Source organism: Sphingomonas sp. BL-S-28, from assembly GCF_055521515.1.
Genome location: NZ_CM145484.1, coordinates 864,878 through 881,952, shown reverse-complemented (window position 1 = coordinate 881,952; position 17,075 = coordinate 864,878). Strand labels below are relative to the sequence as shown.

9 protein-coding genes and 1 tRNA gene are annotated in these 17,075 nt (G+C 65.1%); 2 read left to right on the top strand and 8 right to left on the bottom strand.

Annotation, left to right across the window (positions count from 1 at the left end; genetic code table 11):
- Positions 1 to 15: 15 nt before the first annotated feature.
- The 6 genes from ACZ1JC_RS12880 to ACZ1JC_RS12855 form a co-directional block, all read right to left on the bottom strand.
- Positions 16 to 89 (bottom strand) — tRNA-Gly (locus ACZ1JC_RS12880).
- A 172-nt stretch (positions 90 to 261) separates the two neighbouring features.
- Entirely contained in the window at positions 262 to 3,105 is a 2,844-nt protein-coding gene (locus ACZ1JC_RS12875; protein ID WP_465136487.1) for a TonB-dependent receptor plug domain-containing protein, read from the bottom strand.
- Positions 3,106 to 3,470: 365 nt separating this feature from the next.
- Positions 3,471 to 4,697 (bottom strand): glycoside hydrolase family 27 protein, encoded by a 1,227-nt coding sequence (locus ACZ1JC_RS12870; RefSeq protein ID WP_465136488.1) that lies wholly within the window; start codon positions 4,695 to 4,697, stop codon positions 3,471 to 3,473.
- 156 nt (positions 4,698 to 4,853) lie between these two features.
- On the bottom strand, positions 4,854 to 7,292 hold the full coding sequence (locus ACZ1JC_RS12865) for a glycoside hydrolase family 3 protein (RefSeq protein ID WP_465136489.1): 2,439 nt from the start codon (positions 7,290 to 7,292) through the stop codon (positions 4,854 to 4,856).
- Positions 7,293 to 7,300: 8 nt separating this feature from the next.
- Positions 7,301 to 8,848 (bottom strand): tryptophan halogenase family protein, encoded by a 1,548-nt coding sequence (locus tag ACZ1JC_RS12860; protein ID WP_465136490.1) that lies wholly within the window; start codon positions 8,846 to 8,848, stop codon positions 7,301 to 7,303.
- A gap of 110 nt (positions 8,849 to 8,958) precedes the next feature.
- Positions 8,959 to 12,090 (bottom strand): TonB-dependent receptor, encoded by a 3,132-nt coding sequence (locus ACZ1JC_RS12855; protein WP_465136491.1) that lies wholly within the window; start codon positions 12,088 to 12,090, stop codon positions 8,959 to 8,961.
- 248 nt (positions 12,091 to 12,338) lie between these two features.
- On the opposite strand from ACZ1JC_RS12855, the gene ACZ1JC_RS12850 reads away from it, so the two are divergent.
- Positions 12,339 to 13,625: an ROK family protein gene (locus ACZ1JC_RS12850; RefSeq protein ID WP_465136492.1), complete on the top strand. Its 1,287-nt coding sequence runs from the start codon at positions 12,339 to 12,341 to the stop codon at positions 13,623 to 13,625.
- A 135-nt stretch (positions 13,626 to 13,760) separates the two neighbouring features.
- The gene (locus ACZ1JC_RS12845; protein WP_465136493.1) at positions 13,761 to 14,681 is read left to right on the top strand and encodes an ROK family protein; all 921 of its coding nucleotides are present in this window, start codon (positions 13,761 to 13,763) and stop codon (positions 14,679 to 14,681) included.
- Between the two features lie 149 nt (positions 14,682 to 14,830).
- Here ACZ1JC_RS12845 and ACZ1JC_RS12840 read toward each other — a convergent pair whose 3' ends face one another.
- Both ACZ1JC_RS12840 and ACZ1JC_RS12835 read right to left on the bottom strand, forming a co-directional pair.
- Positions 14,831 to 16,297 carry a carboxylesterase/lipase family protein gene (locus tag ACZ1JC_RS12840; RefSeq protein WP_465136494.1) on the bottom strand — a complete coding sequence of 489 codons (1,467 nt, stop codon included), beginning with the start codon at positions 16,295 to 16,297 and terminating at the stop codon, positions 14,831 to 14,833.
- The gene (locus tag ACZ1JC_RS12835; RefSeq protein WP_465136495.1) at positions 16,294 to 17,073 is read right to left on the bottom strand and encodes a GDSL-type esterase/lipase family protein; all 780 of its coding nucleotides are present in this window, start codon (positions 17,071 to 17,073) and stop codon (positions 16,294 to 16,296) included. The genes ACZ1JC_RS12840 and ACZ1JC_RS12835 overlap by 4 nt, the downstream gene beginning before the upstream one ends.
- Positions 17,074 to 17,075: the final 2 nt, after the last annotated feature.

The window sequence follows — 17,075 nt, the reverse complement described above, 5'->3', positions numbered from 1 at the left end:
CCTGTCATGGGGAATTGGAGCGGGTGAAGGGAATCGAACCCTCGTATTCAGCTTGGGAAGCTGCTGCTCTACCATTGAGCTACACCCGCACGCCGGCTTGCTGGCCGGAGGCGAGGCATTGCCACGGTCACGGGGGATCCGTCAATATGGTGAGGCGCATCAAATTGATCGCGCCGCCGCACATGGGTTTCGATCATGGAAAAATGCCCGGCTCGTCATCGACGGCCGGGCAAGGATGGTCGTAAGTGGTGATAGCCGCGTTCAGAGTTTCAGGCGCAGACCGGCAAGGAACGCCCGCCCGATCGGATCGTCGCTGAGGGCAAAGCCGTCGCGCAGCCCGGCGCGGGTGCCGTTGCCCGAATAGGCCGCTGCCGGCGGCTTGGCATCGAACAGATTGGTGACGTTGACGTAGAACTCCGCCTTGCCGAAGCCGGCGTCGGCATCGAAGGTCAGCGTCAGGTTCGTCGTCGCGAACGAATCGACGTGGTTGCTCACCCAATACTGCGTCGGATCGCCGCCCAGCTTCATCGAACCGCGCCAGCGTTCCAGCAGGTCTACCGTCAGGTGTTCGGCCGGCTTTACTTGCGCGAAGGCGCTGATCCGCCATGCCGGACCGGCGGACAGGCCCAGCGGCCCGAAGGCGACATTGCCCTGATCGAGCGTGGTCGTGCCCTGCTGGCGATAGTAGACATGCGGCTGCCACGACGTCAGCACGCGCAGCGAGGCCGGGCGGCCGAACAGGCTGGTGCGGTAGTTGCCTTCCACATCGATGCCCCATGTCTCCACTTGCGCGAGGTTCATGTAGAGCGTGTACCAGTGCGTCACCGCATTCGCGGCACTGGTGTCCGCGTAGCCGTTCGGGCGATCCTGCAGCGAGCAATAGAACGAGGTTCCGCCGCTGGCATAGCAGGCCTGCTGATAGGCCGTGGTTGAACCGGCGATCTGCGTCACCGCATCGTCGATGGTGATGTGATAGGCGTCCACCGCGATGCTGGCGCGCGGCGTTGGGCTCCAGACCACGCCCCCGGTCAAGGTATTGGCGATTTCCGCCTTGAGGTTGGGATTCGAAAGGTCGGTCTGCTGCACGCTCGGGCTGGTACCCGTCAGCAGGTCGACCGGATTGACCGGGATCGAGTTGGCCGGCGCGAAGAGTTCGTAGAGCGTGGGCGCCCGGATATCGCGCGACCGGGTGCCGCGAATGCGCAGCGTATCGGTAACATGCCAGTCCAGCCCGGCCTTCCAGGTCCAGTACGTGCCCGAGGTGTTGTAATGCGTGTAGCGCGCCGCACCATTGACGTTCAGCGCCTGGATGAACGGCACGTCCTTCAGCAGCGGTACGTCCACTTCCAGCGCGGCTTCATAAACGGTCTGGCTGACTTTGGGCGATGCGGCGAAGCTGTTGAGCCAGAGCTTGGTGGTTGCCGTGCAGTTGTAGCGCAGGCCGGTGCAATCGGCATATTCGTTGGGATCGGTGTCGCTGTCCGCATCGAAGCTGACCTTGCGCCATTCGGCCGAAAGCGCGGCGTTGATCGGGCCGGCCCAGGTGCTGAGCGGCGAGCCGGAGATGCTGCCCGAAACATTGTTCATCCGCGTCTGCGCCCGGTAATGCGTGCTGGGCATCACGTAGGCGAGCGCGGCCTGGCTAGCGGAAGTGGGGCCGAATACGTTGAGCGGCACGCAGCCCGGCATCTGCCCGGGATTGGTGAGCGTCACGCGGCAGACGACATTGCCCGTCGCCGGATCTGTAACCGCATCGAGCGCGGCGGCGAGGTTCTGGTTGTTGACGTTGTTGTTCAGCGTGGTCTTGAGCGTGGTGACGCCCCAGACATAATCGAGGTTCCAGTCGAACGCGCCCAGCTTGCCATCGAACCCGGCGTTGGCGGTCCACTGGTCGGTGTGCGAGACCGAGTTGAGGCGGCCGGATTCGTTGACCATCTCGCCGAACTTGAAGCTGCTGACGCCGGCCATCGCGGTCTGATAGGCCTGCGGCAGGAAGGCGTTGGTCGAACTCATCGTCACGCCCGAAAGGCGCAGCGGATCGGCCCAGTTCTGGTTGCTCTTGATATCGCCGGCGACTTGCGCGTGGAAATGCACCTTGTCGCTGACGTCGAAATCGAAGCGGCCGAAGATCTGGTTGAATTCCAGCGGGCTGACCAGCGAACTGTCGTAATAGCCGCCGTCGCCGCCGATTTCGAGGCCGCTGGTGCCGGTCGTGGTGCCGTGGACGAAGGGGCGCAATACGCCGTTCTCGCCGAAGATCTGCCCGGCCAGCGGGCCGCTGGTGATCAGGCCGCCGAACGGCGTGTTGGCCTGACGGACATCGTGCTGGAGCACGTAGGGATTGGCGGCGGTGCCGGTGCCGGTCACGCCGATACTGTCGAGATAATCGCGCGAGGAGCGGTATTTGATGCCCCCTTCCTTGCGGTATTCGTAGCTCGCCTCGATATGGCCGCGGCCGCCGAACAGGCTGGTGCCGCCGGCGACGCCGATGTCGTATTGCGACGCGTCGCCGCGCTGCGAAATGCCACTGCTGGCCTGCACTTTCAGGCCGTTGAAGCCCTTGTCGATGATGTAGTTGACGACGCCGCTGACCGCGTCCGAACCATAGACCGCCGAGACGCCGCCGGTCACGGTATCGACGCGCTGGACCAGCATTTGCGGGATGATGTCGACATCGACGACGCCGTTCAGCAGCGTCGGCGGGACGCGCAACCCGTCCATCAGCACCAGCGTGCGCGTGGGGCCGAGGTTGCGCAAGTTCAGTTGATTGGCCGAGCCGTTGCCCGCGCCGCCGCTGCCGGTCGAGGTCGGGTTGCTGGTGCGGCCGCGTGCGCCGGCGAAGACGGGCAGTGCGTTCAGGGCATCGGCCAGCGTGCCGGGCTGGACCGCGAGCAGGTTGGAGGGCTGGACCACGGTGACCGGCGACGGCATGGAATCGCCGTTGCGGATCGCTCTTGAACCGGTGACGATGATGTCCTGCGCGGAGACGGCGGCGGGTTCGCTAGCGGAAGTATCCGCAGCCTGCGCGTCTTGCGCCAACGCCGGAACCGCATGCAAAAGACTGGCGCCGCACAGAAGCGCGGCAGCCCGATGGGCTTTCCTCATCACAACCTCCCAATGGATCGGCAAATCGAGTTACCGAAAGACCTTGTTCGGCGACCCCGGGAGATCGCCGTTAATTTGCTGTCTTGTTACAGCTTTGTTATCGGTCTTTGCTGTTGGGGTGTGATTGAAACAGGTGCCCCGGCTATTCACAACGGGGCTTCTAATCGCCTCTGCCCAGACAATGCGACTGAACGACACCTAACATGACCCGAGATGCACCTAGAGCATTTTCCAATCAGATGGCATCATCTGATGACTCGGAAAATGCGTCAAACCAGAATCTTAGAGCAGTTGATCCGATGCAATCGGATCGGAAACTGCTCTAGAGTTCCCCCAAGGCGCATCCCGTCATTCACAGGCTGCCGTCAGGGCGTCAGCGTCACCATGACGACGCCGTGGGGATCGACCTTGGCCGAATAGCTGCCCTTCATCGCGCCCAGATCGCGGTGCGCCCACAGGTCGCGGACCTTCAGCGACTGGCCGGCCGGATAGTCCAGCTGCGCCCAGTTCACCGTCAGCGTGACGGGCGCCTCACCCCGGTTGAACAGCAGCGCGGCGCGCTTGCCATCAGCCAGGGTGCGTACCCAGACTTCTCCGTTTCCCTCCTTCGCGATCCGGCGGCCCTGACGGCCCAGCTTGTCCTGGTCGACCGCGATCACATCCTTGTTGAGCAGGATCGCCTTGGTGTCCGCGCTCATGTTCGCCACGTCGTTACCGGCGATCAGCGGCGAGGCCATCATCGCCCAGAGCGAGAAGTGGCTGCGGTATTCGGTGGTCGTCATGCCGCCGTTGCCGACTTCGAGCATGTCCGGATCGTTCCAGTGCCCCGGCGCGGCATAGGGCCAGAGCGGCTCGTTGAGATCGACGATATCGAGCATGCCCAGTGCATAGCCGTGCTTGCCCGACCACTTATCGGTGATGTCGGCCGTGGTGCGCCAGATATTGCCGATCTTCGAGGCCCAGAGCCACGGCTTGTTGGTGCCCCACTCGCAGAGCGAAAGCAGCACGTCGCGCCCCGTGGAGCGCAGCGCATCCGACATCAGCGCATAGGCTTCTTCCGCATTGCGGCTGCCGGTGCTGCACCAATCGTACTTCAGGTAATCGACACCCCACGAAGCGTAAGTGATCGCGTCCTGATACTCGTGGCCCTGGCTGCCGGGGCGGCCGCCGCAGGTCTTGGTGCCGGCGTCCGAATAGATGCCGAACTTCAGGCCCTTCGAGTGGACGTAGTCCGCCGTGGCCTTGATCCCCGAAGGGAAGGCCTTGGCATTGGCGGTGATGAAGCCCTTGGCGTCACGCTCACCATGCCAGCAATCGTCGATGACGAGATAGTTGTAGCCCGCATCCTTCATGCCGGTGGAGACGATGGCGTCCGCCGTATCGCGGATCGTCTTTTCCGAGATGTTGCAGGCGAACTTGTTCCAGCTGTTCCAGCCCATCGGCGGCGTCTGCGCAAGGCCGTTGGCCACGCGCGTCGGATCCTGCGAGGGCGGCAGGCGGTTCTGGTCCACTTCCTCCGCCAATGCCGGATTGACGAGTGCCACGGGGGCAAGGCTCAGGGCGAGCGCGACGAGCTTCGCGAAACGCGACATAGCGGATGGTCTTTCTTTAGAATGCGACGACATCACCCTGAACCTCAGTGCGTCATTGCGAGCGAAGCGAAGCAATCCAGAGTCGCGTAAGCCGCCGCTGGATTGCTTCGCTCCGCTCGCAATGACGATTCAAGGTGAAGTCATCCTGCTTGATACTTAGTTAGGGCAGATCGCGCCGGTGGGATCGGCATCGAGCTTGATGGTGGAAATGGCGATCGCCTGACCCGCATTGCCTTGCAGCACGAAGGGGCGCGCAATCTTCGTCATGTCCGCACCGGCCTTGGCGAAGCAGGAGAGCGAGACCTTGACGCTGGCCCATTGGCCCGGCGCGGCGGTGAAGACTTTGCCGCCGTCGAGGAACGTCTCACCCACGCCCAGCTTGGGTGCGACCGAACCCTTGGCATCGATGCGGTAGTCGATGCGCAGGCTGAGCATGGCATTGCTCTGGCGATTGAGATCGACAGTCGGCCCTTCGATGCGCACTTCGCCGGGGCCGGAGAAGGTGAGCTGGCGCGCGCCTTCCTGCGTGCCGCCACCGTCGACGTTCTTCACCGCCACCGCGCCGCCCGTGGCGAGCTTCCACGGTGTCAGCACCTTGCCCGGCAGGTAGTAGACCGAGACGTTGGAAAGCGAGGCATCGAGCCCGGCCACTTCGCTCAGCTGCGGAACCGCGGTCTTGTCCTTGTAGGTCAGGCCATAGCCATAGGCGAACTGCGGATCGTAGCCCGGCTGGCCGACGTTGTTGGCGAACTGGCCGGCGTTCTTCGGCCAGGAATAGCTGAGCTTGCCGCGGAAATCCTTGTTCGGCGTGCCGTCCTTCTTGGCCACCAGCACGTCGGCAAGGCCTTCGCCTTCCGAGCCCGGCAGGAAGGCAGCGACGAATGCGTCGGACTGGTTGATCTCCGGATTCACCCAGAGCGCGCGGCCGGAGATGAACACCGAAACCACCGGAATGCCGGCGGCCTTCAGCGCCTTCAATTGCGCCAGCGCCTGCTTGTCGCCCGGCTGGAATTCCAGCGTGGAGATATCGCCGACCATTTCGGCATAAGGCGTTTCACCGAAGACGACGACGGCAACGTCGGGCTTTGCGCCCGTGACCTTGCCATCGGCGCTCAGCGTGGCGGTGCCGCCGGCCGCTTCGATCGCGGTCTTGAGGCCGCCCCAGATCGAGGTGGCGCCGGGGAAGTCGGCATTGGTGTTGCCGGTGCCCTGCCAAGACATCGTCCAGCCGCCGGTCTGCATGCCGATATCGTCGGCATGGGTGCCGGTGACGAGCACCTTCTGGCCCGGCTTGATCGGCAGAAGCGCACCGTTGTTCTTCAGCAGCACCAGCGATTCCGAAACCGCCTGGCGGGCGATGGCGCGATGCGCCGGTGCGCCGAGTTCGCTGCGCTGTTCATAGGGGCGCGCCGGATCGAACAGGCCCAGCTTGAACTTCACGCGCAGGATGCGGCGCACCGCGTCGTCCACGCGCGCCATCGGGATCGTACCGTCCTGAACCTGCTTCAGCGTGTTGTTGAACAGGTCCTTCCAGTCGTTCGGCACCATCGCCATGTCGAGACCGGCATTGAACGTCTGCGGGCAATTGCCGTTGGTGCAGCCGGGGATCTGGCCGTGTGCATTCCAGTCGCCCACGGTGAAGCCTTCGAAGCCGAGGCGGCCCTTAAGCACATCGGTCAGCAGCGTCTTGTTGCCGTGGTTCTTCACCCCGTTCCACGAGGAGAAGCTGGCCATGACCGTCATCGCGCCGGCATCGATGCCGCTGACGTAACCGGGCACGTGAAGCTCGATCAGGTCCTTTTCGGGGACCTGTGCGTCGCCCTGATCGATGCCGCCATGGGTGCCGCCGTCAGCCAGAAAGTGCTTGATGGAGGCGGCGACATTGCCGTTCTGGATGCGGCTTTGCCCCGGCGCGCCCTGAAGCCCGCGCACCATGGCGGCGGAATATTCGCGGGTGATCTCGGGTCGTTCCGAATAGCCTTCGTAGGCGCGGCCCCAGCGATCGTCCTGCGGCACGGTGACGGTGGGACCGAAAGCCCAGTCGAAGCCCGAAGCGGCGCTTTCGGCAGCGGTCGCCTGCCCGATCTTTTCCATCAGCGCGGGATCGCGCATCGCGCCGAGGCCGACGTTGTGCGGGAAGATCGTGGCGCCGAAGACGTTCGAGTTGCCGTGGACGGAATCCATGCCGAAGATCACCGGGATCGGCACGTGGCCGGGGCGCTTCTCGATCGAGATCTGGCGGAAGGCTTCGGCGGTGGCGATCCAGTCGCTGGCCGGGCCGCGATCGTTGCCCGAAAGCGGCGGATCGTTGCCTCCGCCGAGGATCGAGCCGACCGGATATTCGCGCAGTTCTTCCGGCTTCATCGAGGCGATGCTGGGCTGGATCATCTGCCCGACTTTCTCGCGCACCGACATTTCGGCCATCATCTTGGTGATCTTCGCCTCCGTCTCCGGATCGACGAGGCCGACGCTCTTCGCCTTGGGCCAGAGTTCGGGATGCGCGGTCGCGGCAGCGGGCAGCGGCGCGTCAGCCGACGCCGCAGCGAAGGGAACAGCGGCGCAGGACAGGGCAAGAAGGGAAAGCGTCAGTCGCATCGATTTTCCTAGGCGGAGTGTAGCGCGGATTGGGGCGCAGCATATTGCGCAGCAGACGCGGCGCAAGTCTCTGCAATAAACTCTTCATGCGTGCCGGCCTGCGCCACCGCACGGGCAATGGCGGCGCGCATCTGTTCGAACGATCCGGCCAGTTCCTCGTTGGAAAACTGATCGGCCAGCGGGTCGTAGCGCTGCGGCAGGATATCGAAACCGGCGAACATCGACAGCCAGCTGGGCGCCTGGAACGAATCCCATTCGAAGCGCGGCAGCTTGCCCGAACCCTGGAACGTACGGATGCGCTGCGCCAGCGTTTCCGGCAGGCCCAGCGCGCGGCACTCTTGCCACATCTGCTCGGTCCGCTGGCCGCCCCAATAGTGCAGCAAAAGGAAGTCGCGGATGCGCGCATATTCCAGCGCGGTGATGCGGTTGAACTCGTCCGTCAGCGTGGGATCGAAATCGCTGTCCGGGAAATGTGCGAGCAGGCGTTCGATGCCGCTCTGGATCAGCACGATCGAGGTCGATTCCAGCGGCTCCAGGAAGCCGGCTGCCAGCCCGAGGGCGACGCAGTTCTTCTCCCACACCTTGGTTCGGTGGCCGGTGCGGAAGCGCAGCATGTTCGGCTCTGCCAGCGCCTCGCCCTCAAGGCTGGCGATCAGCGTGGCGGTCGCCTCGTCGTCCGAGATGTGGCGGCTGGAATAGACATAGCCGTTGCCGACGCGGTGCTGCAGCGGAATGCGCCACTGCCAGCCCGCCGCCAGCGCGGTGCTGCGGGTATAGGGCGTCAGTTCGTCACCGTGGGTGCAGGGCATCGCCACGGCACGGTCGCACGGCAGTAGATGCGTCCAGTCCTCGTAAGGGACTTCCAGCGTCTGGCCCAGCAGCAGGCTGCGGAAGCCAGAGCAATCGACGAAAAGATCGGCTTCCAGCACACGCCCGTCATTCAGCGTGACCGAGGCGATGCGGCCGTTTTCGGCATTGCGGCTGGCGCCGGAGATGGTGCCTTCGATGTGGCGCACGCCCAGCAGGTCGCGCGCGCGCTGCGACAGGAAGCGAGCGAACAGGCCCGCGTCGAAATGGATCGCCCAGTCGAACACGCCAAGGTCGTTGGCGGGCTGTTCGGGCGGCAACAGCATCAGGTTGCGCATCGCCGCCTGCGTGGGCAGGCAATACGCGGAAAGCGGCGTCTCGTCGCCCGCCATGCGGCGCTTCAGCCAATACTGGTGGAACGGTACCGAGAAGGCATCGACGCCGTAGCGGCCGAAGGGGTGGAAGAAGCTGGTGCCCGGCCGCTGCCAGTCGCGGAATTCGATGCCCAGCTTCACGGTGCCTTGCGATGCCTGCATGACTTCGGCCTCGGTCACGCCGATGGCCTTGAAGTAGTCGCGGATCGCGGGAACGGTCGCCTCGCCCACGCCGACGGTGCGGATGTCGGGGCTTTCGACCAGCGTGATTTCGATGGGAAGGCGGCGCAGGCGCGTCGCCAGCAGGTTCGCCGCCATCCAGCCTGCGGTGCCGCCGCCGACGATGAGGATCGAACGAATCGGTTCGTTTGCCATGGCTTACTCTCCCGGCAAGCTTGTTAGGCTGTAAACCTCACCGATGCTGCCTGAAAAAGGGATCCCCCCGCCCGGAGGAGGAGTGGGCGGGGGGAAGGGGGGAGGAGCTGTTAGAACTTGACGCGGACGCCAGCGGTGTAACGACGCTCGAAGATGTTGTTGTAGGCCTTCTCGTCCTTCCAGGTGAGGTAGTACTTCTCGTACTCACCCGTCAGGTTCGAACCCTGCGCATAGACTGTCACGTTCGGCGTGACGTCGTAGCTGACCGAAGCGTCGACGTAGTTGGTCGGCGCCTGGTACATTTCAAGGCCCTGGATGCCGCCGAAGTCGGACTGCACGGCGCGCTTCGAACGGAAGTTCCACGCGATGCGGGCCTGGAAGTGCGAGTCCTGATAGAACAGCGCGGCGTTGGTCTGGATCTTCGAGTTATCCTGGAACGGGATCTTGCTGCCAGCCAGATCCTTCTCACCCGTGTCGGACGGCGAGAAGGTGAAGTTGGTGTCGATACCGAAGTTGCGCAGGAAGTCCGGCATGAAGTTCAGGTCGAGGAACGAAAGCTTGGCGCCCGCCTCGATACCCTGCAGCGTACCGCCCGTGCCCTGCACCGGCGTGCTGATCGACACGGTACGACCGCGCACCACACCGTCGTTGTCGGGCAGGTCGGTACGGATGACGTTGCCGCTCTGGATGAAGCTGTCCACCGCGATGTGGAACGCGCCCAGGCTCAGCAAGCTGCCGCGGCCCATGTAGTATTCCAGCGAGGCTTCGACGTTGGTCGCACGCCACGGATCGAGCAGCGGGTTGCCGTTCTGGCTGCCGCCGGTCACGCGGAACACCGGCGAGCCGGGGTTGCTGGTGTCGATCGCGTAGTTCGGGGTCAGACCGCCGCCCCACTGGTTGAGATCGAGCAGCGTCATCGTCTTCGAGAAGGCGACGCGGAACTTCAGGTTCTGCGCGAAATCGAAGGCGACGTTGAAGGCCGGCAGAATGTCGGTGAAGCTGCGCTTGGTCTCGACCGTACCCGCCAGGGTATTGGCAAGGCCGTAAGGCTGTGGGCTGCCGGTGACGTACTGCGTCACGTCCAGCTTGGTGTTGATGATCTTGACGCCCGCGTTACCCGAGAACGGCAGGCCGAACAGGTCGCCCTTGAAGTCGGTCTGGATATATCCCGAGATCTGCTTGACGCCCACCTGGTAGGACGAGCCGGGGTTCATCACCTCGACATTGCCCGGGTAGAAGCTGTCCTGATAGGCCTGCGCGTTGTCCATCGCCTTGGGGTTGAGGACGTACATGTTCGGCACGCCAGCAACGCCGGGGTTGAACAGCTTGACCATGCCGGACAGCGTCGGATCGGTTGCCGGACGGGTCAGGCCGGCGGTGAAGTAGCCAGAAGCATCGCCCGCGCTGCACGAGCTGTCGCTCATCGGCACGTCGAAGGCCTTCCACTTCACGAGGCAGCCGTTCGGATTGCTGGCCTGGCCGGCATAGAGCGGCGCGGCGCGGTCGAACTCATAGTCGCTGACCGAGCGGTCCGAATAACGGGCGCCGAAGCTGACCGTGACGTTCGGATTGGCTTCGTACGAACCATCCGCACGCACGACCTTCATGTCGCCGTTCTTGCGGAAGTTGCCTTCCGACGACAGCGTCTTGAGCGCGTAGTTGCTCATGTCGCCCAGCTCGCTCAGCAGCTGCGAAGGCAGCGTGAAGACGGGCTTGTTGCCGGAGAAGTCCACCGTGGCGGGCAGCGAGTTCAGGCCGGCGATGGTGTTGACGGTGTAGCCGTTCGGATTGAACTCACGGTCGCCATCCGGATAGTGGCCCACGCCGCCCGGCTGCCACTGCTGGCCGTTCGTCATGCTGAACTGGGTGTAGCTCTGGTCGTAGTACTGGTGCGCCTTGCCATAGACGCCGCGCAGGCTGGCTTTGAACGGGCCGCCGTTGTCGAACTTCAGCTCAAGGTTGTAGTTCTGCGACTGCGAGCGATAGCGGTCGGTCTGGGCATAGGAATCGAAGTTGCCCAGATCGTAGTCGTACACTTGCGTGGTATTGATGTTGTACGTGCGGCCATCGTTGCCGACCACGGTGGCGCCGGTATCGCGCGACTGGCCGGGCACGAATTCCGCCGCCTGCCAGTTCACGTTCTGCATCTGGAAGCCGGCCGTGCGGTCGTGCTCGTCCTGCTTGGTGAAGAACGCGTCGCCGGTCAGCGTCAGCGCGTCGTTGATTTCCCACTGGGCCGAACCGTTGATGCCCAGGCGTTCGCGCTGGTTGATCTTGTTCCAGCCGGTGAAGCCCTGCGGGACGATGAAGGCGTCGTTCGAATCGCCATCGCCGTTGACGTCCACGCCGCCGGCCACGGCCGTGCCGCGCGGGCGGTTGGCGGGCGAGAAGCCGTTGGTCGAAGTGACGTCGGCGGTGCCTTCGTTATGCAGCGCGGCGCCGTAGCCTTCCTGAATGCCGTTGTGCGAGTTCGACAGGCGGACATTCGAATAGGCGGCCGAGACCAGGAACCCGAAGCGATCGTTGTGCCAGGAGATCAGGCCGTTGAAGTTCGGATCGAACTCGTGCTTGGTCTTGTCGCCGTAGGAACCTTCGGCAGCGGCGGCGAACGTGAAGCCTTCCTTCAGGTCGAACGGACGGCGCGTGCGCAAGTTGACGGTGCCGGTGATGCCCGCGTTCAGCAGGTTCGCGGTGCTCGACTTGATGACGTCCGCGCCGGAGAACAGCTGCGAGGGGATGTCGTTGAAGTTCGGCTGGACCGAGGTGATCGACTGCGCGCCCAGGTAGGTTTCGCCGTTCATCAGCGTGACCACCTGCGGCAGGCCGCGGATGTTGATGGTCGAACCTTCACCGGCGCTGCGCAGGATCTGCACGCCCGGAATGCGCTGAAGCGAGTCGGAGATGGTGACGTCGGGCAGCTTGCCGATGTCTTCGGCGGAGATCGAATCGACGACCGAAGTCGCTTCGCGCTTGATGGCGACCGCGCGTTCCTGCGAACCGCGAATACCGCTGATGACGATCTCGCCGCTATCGGCGGCGGCGTCTGCGGGGGCATCAGTTGCGGCCTGCGGAGCAGCGGCGGCAGGTGCAGCAGCGCCGATATCGGCCATCGCCAGACGCGTTGCCGCGCCGGTAACGACGGGTGCCGCCTCCTGCGCGAAGGCGCCATGCGCCGTACCCAGCGCCACGATCGACGTCGCCGTCAGCAGCACGCCACGATTCAGGAAACCATGTCGGGTCATTCCCCCAAAACTCCTCTCCTCACACGCGCCTCGCGTGCTTCTCGTTCTTTTTGCGGAGAGGGGTCGGCCAGGGGCCGTGTTCGGTTCCTCTCCTGCCACGAGGTTTCTTGTGACTCGTGTTGCCTTAGACATCCGCGCAAACCCCCAGGCCGTCAACTTAAATTTTTTCTTTTTTGTTAGTTTGCATGGCAGACTGGTTGTATTCAGGGCGGATGAAAAAAGAGGATCGCACCCGAGAGGCTCGCGAAATGGCTATAAAACAGGCGGATAACGTCGGCGGAAAACCGAAGTCGGCACGATCGGAAGCGGGCGCGGGCACCCCGCGCGATGGCGTAAGGCAAGGAAAACGCCTGGCTGTCTCGCTTTCCGGCACCAACCTGGCGCGGGCCAGCGATTACAACCAGCGCATCGTGCTTCAGGCGATCCGTCTGTCCGGCGAAACCACGCGTATCGCCTTGGCCAACCAGACCGGGCTGACCCCGCCGACCATCGCCAATATCACCACCAGGCTGGAGGATATGGGCCTTGTCGCCCAGATCGGCCGCAAGCACGGCGGACGCGGCCAGCCCGCCCTGCGGCTGGCGATCGACCCGGACGGCGCCTTCGCCATCGGCCTGAATGTCGACCGCGACCACATCACGCTGGTCACGCTGGACCTTGCCGGAGAGGTCCGCAGCCGGGTTACCCGCGATGTGCGGTTCGCCCTGCCGAAAGACGTGGTGGCGATCGTCGCCGACGAACTCGACGGGTTGCTGGCGGCGGGCAAAGTGGATCGTGAGCGCGTGCTGGGTGTCGGTATCGCGCGGCCGGACGATCTGGGCGGGATCGCCCTGCCCCACAAGCCGGCCGGTTACGAAAGCTGGAGCGCCGTGGATTTCTCCCAATTGTTGAAGGATGTGCTGCCCTGGCCGGTGCATGTCGACAACGACGCGGCGGCGGCGGCGCTGGGTGAGGCGCAAGGCGTGGGCGGGCAGGAACGGCCCAGTTTCTTCTACCTGCTGATCAGCGCGGGCCTTGGCGGCGGCCCGGTGATCGACGGTTCCTACTATCGCGGCGCCCGCTCTCGCAGCGGTGAAATCGGCCTGCTGCCCGATCCCGGCTGCGCCACGCCGGGCGCGGTGGTGCAGGATACCGTCTCGCTTTCCGCCATCGAGGAACGGCTGGAACTGGCGGGCCGCCAGCTTGCACAACTGGACGATCTGCTGGCGCTCGATCCGATCATGGCCACCACCGTGGACCAGTGGATCGCCGATGCTACGCGCGCCCTTACCGCGCCGCTGACGGCGGTTTCCTGCTTGCTGGACCCCGACGCCATCCTGATCGGCGGACGCCTGCCGCTGCCCCTGATCGAACGGCTCTCAGCGCGGATCGAGGCAGCGCTGGGTCAGGTGACGATGCCCAACCGGGTGCCGGTACAGCCTGCGCAAATGGCCAGCGATGCCCCTGCCATCGGCGCCGCGATCCTGCCGTTTCTGGACGAATTGCTGCCTTCGGACACGATTTTGATGCAGGCGGGCCGCTCGGTCGAAATCTAAAAAAAAGAAATTGTCTTAATTTCTCGACCTGCCATGATGCCTGCTCATGGCACGAAGCGGCGCGCGCCCGATCGGGAAGCGCGAACGCGACAGGAGAGGGCTTTTTATGAAGCGCATTATGCGCAGGGCAGCACCGTGACGCTGCGCATCGGTATCGATTTCGGCGGCACCAAGATCGAGGCGGCCGCTCTCGACGAACAAGGCGCGGTGCTCCACCGGCAACGAACGGAAACGCCCGATAGCTATGATGCGGCGCTGTCCACGCTGCGCGATCTTGTCGCCGCCGTGGAAGGCCGGCTCGGCCGTCAGGCGCTGATCGGCATCGGCACGCCGGGATCGGCGATCAAGGCCACCGGGCTGATCCGCAATGCCAATTCGGTCTATCTCAACGGCCGGCCCTTCCAGCACGATCTGGAACAGGTGCTGGGCCGTCAGGTACGTCTTGCCAACGATGCCAACTGCTTCGCCCTGTCCGAAGCGGTGGACGGCGCGGCCGCAGGCAAGGCATCGGTATTCGGGCTGATCATCGGCACCGGCTGCGGTGGCGGTCTGGTGATCGACGGCAAGGCGATCGGCGGCGCGCATGGGCTGACCGGCGAACTGGGCCATATGCCCCTGCCCGATCCCCAGCCCGATGAACTGCCCGCCCCCACCTGCTGGTGCGGCCTTCGCGGCTGTTTCGAATCCTGGGTTTCCGGCACCGGGTTCCGCCGCGCCTTTACGGCGGCGACGGGGCGCGATCTCCATTCTCCCGCCATCGTCGAGGCGGCGCTGGACGGCGATGCCGAAGCCAAGGCCGCGCTCGAACGCTACCGCGACCGACTGGCCCGCGGGCTGGCGGTAGTGGCCAACCTGATCGACCCCGATGCCATCGTGCTGGGCGGCGGCATGTCCAACGTCGCGCCGATCTACGAAGGACTGGCCGAAGCCATCCGCGCGCGCACCTTCTCGGGCGCATGGACGGGCGATGTCGTGCAGGCGCGCTGGGGCGACAGCTCAGGCGTGCGCGGCGCGGCGCTGCTGTGGAGCGTGGAAGAGGCGACGGCGCAGGCCTGAAGGCGGCCGCGCAAAGGCGCGAAGGGGCTGCTTTTCGCGGGCGAGGCCGCCTTGCTAGGCCGCCTTGCCCCCTTCCGCCCCGGCTTCGGACTCTGCAGGTGGCGCAACAAGCATACCGGGCCGAGCCGGAGCCCGGCCCGGACAAGAATTCAGGGCGCTGCCCGCAAGGCGCAGGTCTGGGCGGATAACCCTTCGACCTGCCGTACGCCATCCGCCGCCAGTTCAAGGCTGGTCCCCCGCGCGCCGAAGCGCGGCCATTCGGGTAGCCCCGGACCGTTCGGATCGCCGGTGCGCGCAAAGTTCGTCCAATAGGCCGCGAGCGGCGCCGCTGCGTCGGGAGCGGCGCCCTCCTCCGCCAGCACGAAACGGATTTCGGAGCCGTGCGTCACCGGCTTGTCGCCCGGGCCGTCGATATCGAACTGGTAATGCCAGGTCGGTCCACCGCTGCGGGTCCGCTGGGCAGCGACATGGAGCGCGGGGCAGCGGAAGGTCAGATCGTTGGCCAGTCGCAACGCCAGATCGCCGGGGGGCGTACCACCCGGTGCAAGGCCGTAAGCCGCCTTGGCGGCGCCGGCGTTACCGCCGAAAACTTGCTCTATGGCGCGTTCCGGCGTTCCATAGAGACCGAGTTCATAGCGGTTGTTGCCAAGGATCAACGGGATATCCCGGCCCACACCCTTCGCCAGCGAGGCAGCAGGCGTTTCGGTCAGCACTTTGCCGTCGACCACGGCCTGAAGCCAGATGAAGCTGTCGTCATCCAGGTTCGGCACATCGGCATGCTCGGCGGCATCGATCAGGGCCTTGCCCGGCAAGGCGCGGAGCTGTGCGGCGGTGGCGTGCTCGGGCGCGCCGGCGGCCTTGGCGATGATCGCCCCCACCGCCTCGTTCTCTGCCAGCGAGCGCGGCGGCAGGCCGAACCCGGCGGTGCCGCTTTCCTCGATCGCCTTGTGGAACAGGCCCTTTGCGCCGGGCGAGAGCATCTGCAGGCCGACATCCTGCCCGCCGGCGGATTCGCCGAAGATGGTGACGTTGCCCGGATCGCCGCCGAAGCGCGCGATATTCGCCTGTACCCAGCGCAGGCTTGCCTGCTGGTCCATCAGCCCGTAGTTGCCGGACTGTTTGCCCAATGCCGCGTGCGACATGAAGCCCAGTGCCGAAAGCCGGTACTGCACGCTCACCAGCACGACGCCGCGGGCGACGATGGGCGATGCGGCCGGACCCGGCCCGCCGCCTGCGCGGTTGCCACCGCCGTGGATCCACACCATCACCGGCATCGGCTTGGCGGGGCGCAGCGTGGGTGTCGCGACGTCGAGGTAGAGGCAGTCTTCCGACTGATAGGCCGCGGCCTCGTGATTCCAGCCGTAATCGACCTGCAGGCACGCCGGCGCGGACTTCACGGCTTCGCGCGCGCCCTGCCAGTGCGGGACCGGCTGGGGGGCGCGGAAACGGAAATCGCCGACCGGCGGCGCCGCGAAGGGAATGCCGCGAAACATCGCGCGCCCGTCCGCGCCGGTCGCGCCCTGCACCGCGCCGGCGTCGGTCTGCACGACAGGCCCAGATGCGGGTGCGGATGCCGTTGCCGACGCCAGGGCCAGCGCGACGAGGGCGAGACTCATGGGATGTTCGCCGCCGCGATCGGGCGGGGAACGGGCTTGGCCATCGCGGCCTTGAACGCGGCCTCGGCCACCTTGTTCATCTCTTCATAGCCGGCGACGGTGGGATGCACGTGGTCCGACGTCAGCCCTTCGCGCGCGCCGAGGCCGGAGCCTTTCATCGCCGTCCAGTAATCGGCGTAGACCGATCCGGTCTTGGCGGCATAGCTCTTCAGCCAGGTGTTGAGCTTGACGATATGCATGCCCGTCTCCAGCCCCGGACGCCACGGGAACTGGTCCGCCGGCGGGATCGAGGCGAGGATCACGCGGATGCCGTGCGCCTGCGCCAGTTCCACCATGGAGCGGTAATTGCCCTGGATCGCCTCGTCGCTGATCGGGCCGGTGTTGCTGGCGATATCGTTGGTGCCGGCCATGATCTGGACGACATCGGGCTTGAGGTCGATCACGTCCTGCCGGAAGCGCAGCAGCATCTGAGAGGTCGTCTGCCCGCCGATGCCGCGCCCGATCCGGCCCGGCGTGAAGAACGCGCGGTCAAGGTCGTACCAGCCCTGCGTGATCGAATCGCCCATCAGCACGATGCGCGGGCGCGGCGCCTTGACGGCATCCACGGCGTTCGCTTCGCGATAGCGCGCGGTCCAGGCCCAGTCGGTATGCAGCCGCTCCTCCGCCGCCTGCATCCCGGCATTGGGCGCGGCAGGAGCGATCGGCGCGGATTGCGCCATGGCCGCGGCGGGCAGCAGGAATGCGGACAGGGCAAGACAGGCGAGATTACGCTTCAAGA

What these genes read in the sequence shown, in the direction of transcription:
- ACZ1JC_RS12875 (WP_465136487.1), bottom strand. Translation starts at nt 3,105, where the DNA reads ATGAGGAAAGCCCATCGGGCTGCCGCGCTTCTGTGCGGCGCCAGTCTT.
- ACZ1JC_RS12840 (WP_465136494.1), bottom strand. Translation starts at nt 16,297, where the DNA reads ATGAGTCTCGCCCTCGTCGCGCTGGCCCTGGCGTCGGCAACGGCATCC.
- ACZ1JC_RS12865 (WP_465136489.1), bottom strand. Translation starts at nt 7,292, where the DNA reads ATGCGACTGACGCTTTCCCTTCTTGCCCTGTCCTGCGCCGCTGTTCCC.
- ACZ1JC_RS12870 (WP_465136488.1), bottom strand. Translation starts at nt 4,697, where the DNA reads ATGTCGCGTTTCGCGAAGCTCGTCGCGCTCGCCCTGAGCCTTGCCCCC.
- ACZ1JC_RS12850 (WP_465136492.1), top strand. Translation starts at nt 12,339, where the DNA reads ATGGCTATAAAACAGGCGGATAACGTCGGCGGAAAACCGAAGTCGGCA.
- ACZ1JC_RS12855 (WP_465136491.1), bottom strand. Translation starts at nt 12,090, where the DNA reads ATGACCCGACATGGTTTCCTGAATCGTGGCGTGCTGCTGACGGCGACG.
- ACZ1JC_RS12860 (WP_465136490.1), bottom strand. Translation starts at nt 8,848, where the DNA reads ATGGCAAACGAACCGATTCGTTCGATCCTCATCGTCGGCGGCGGCACC.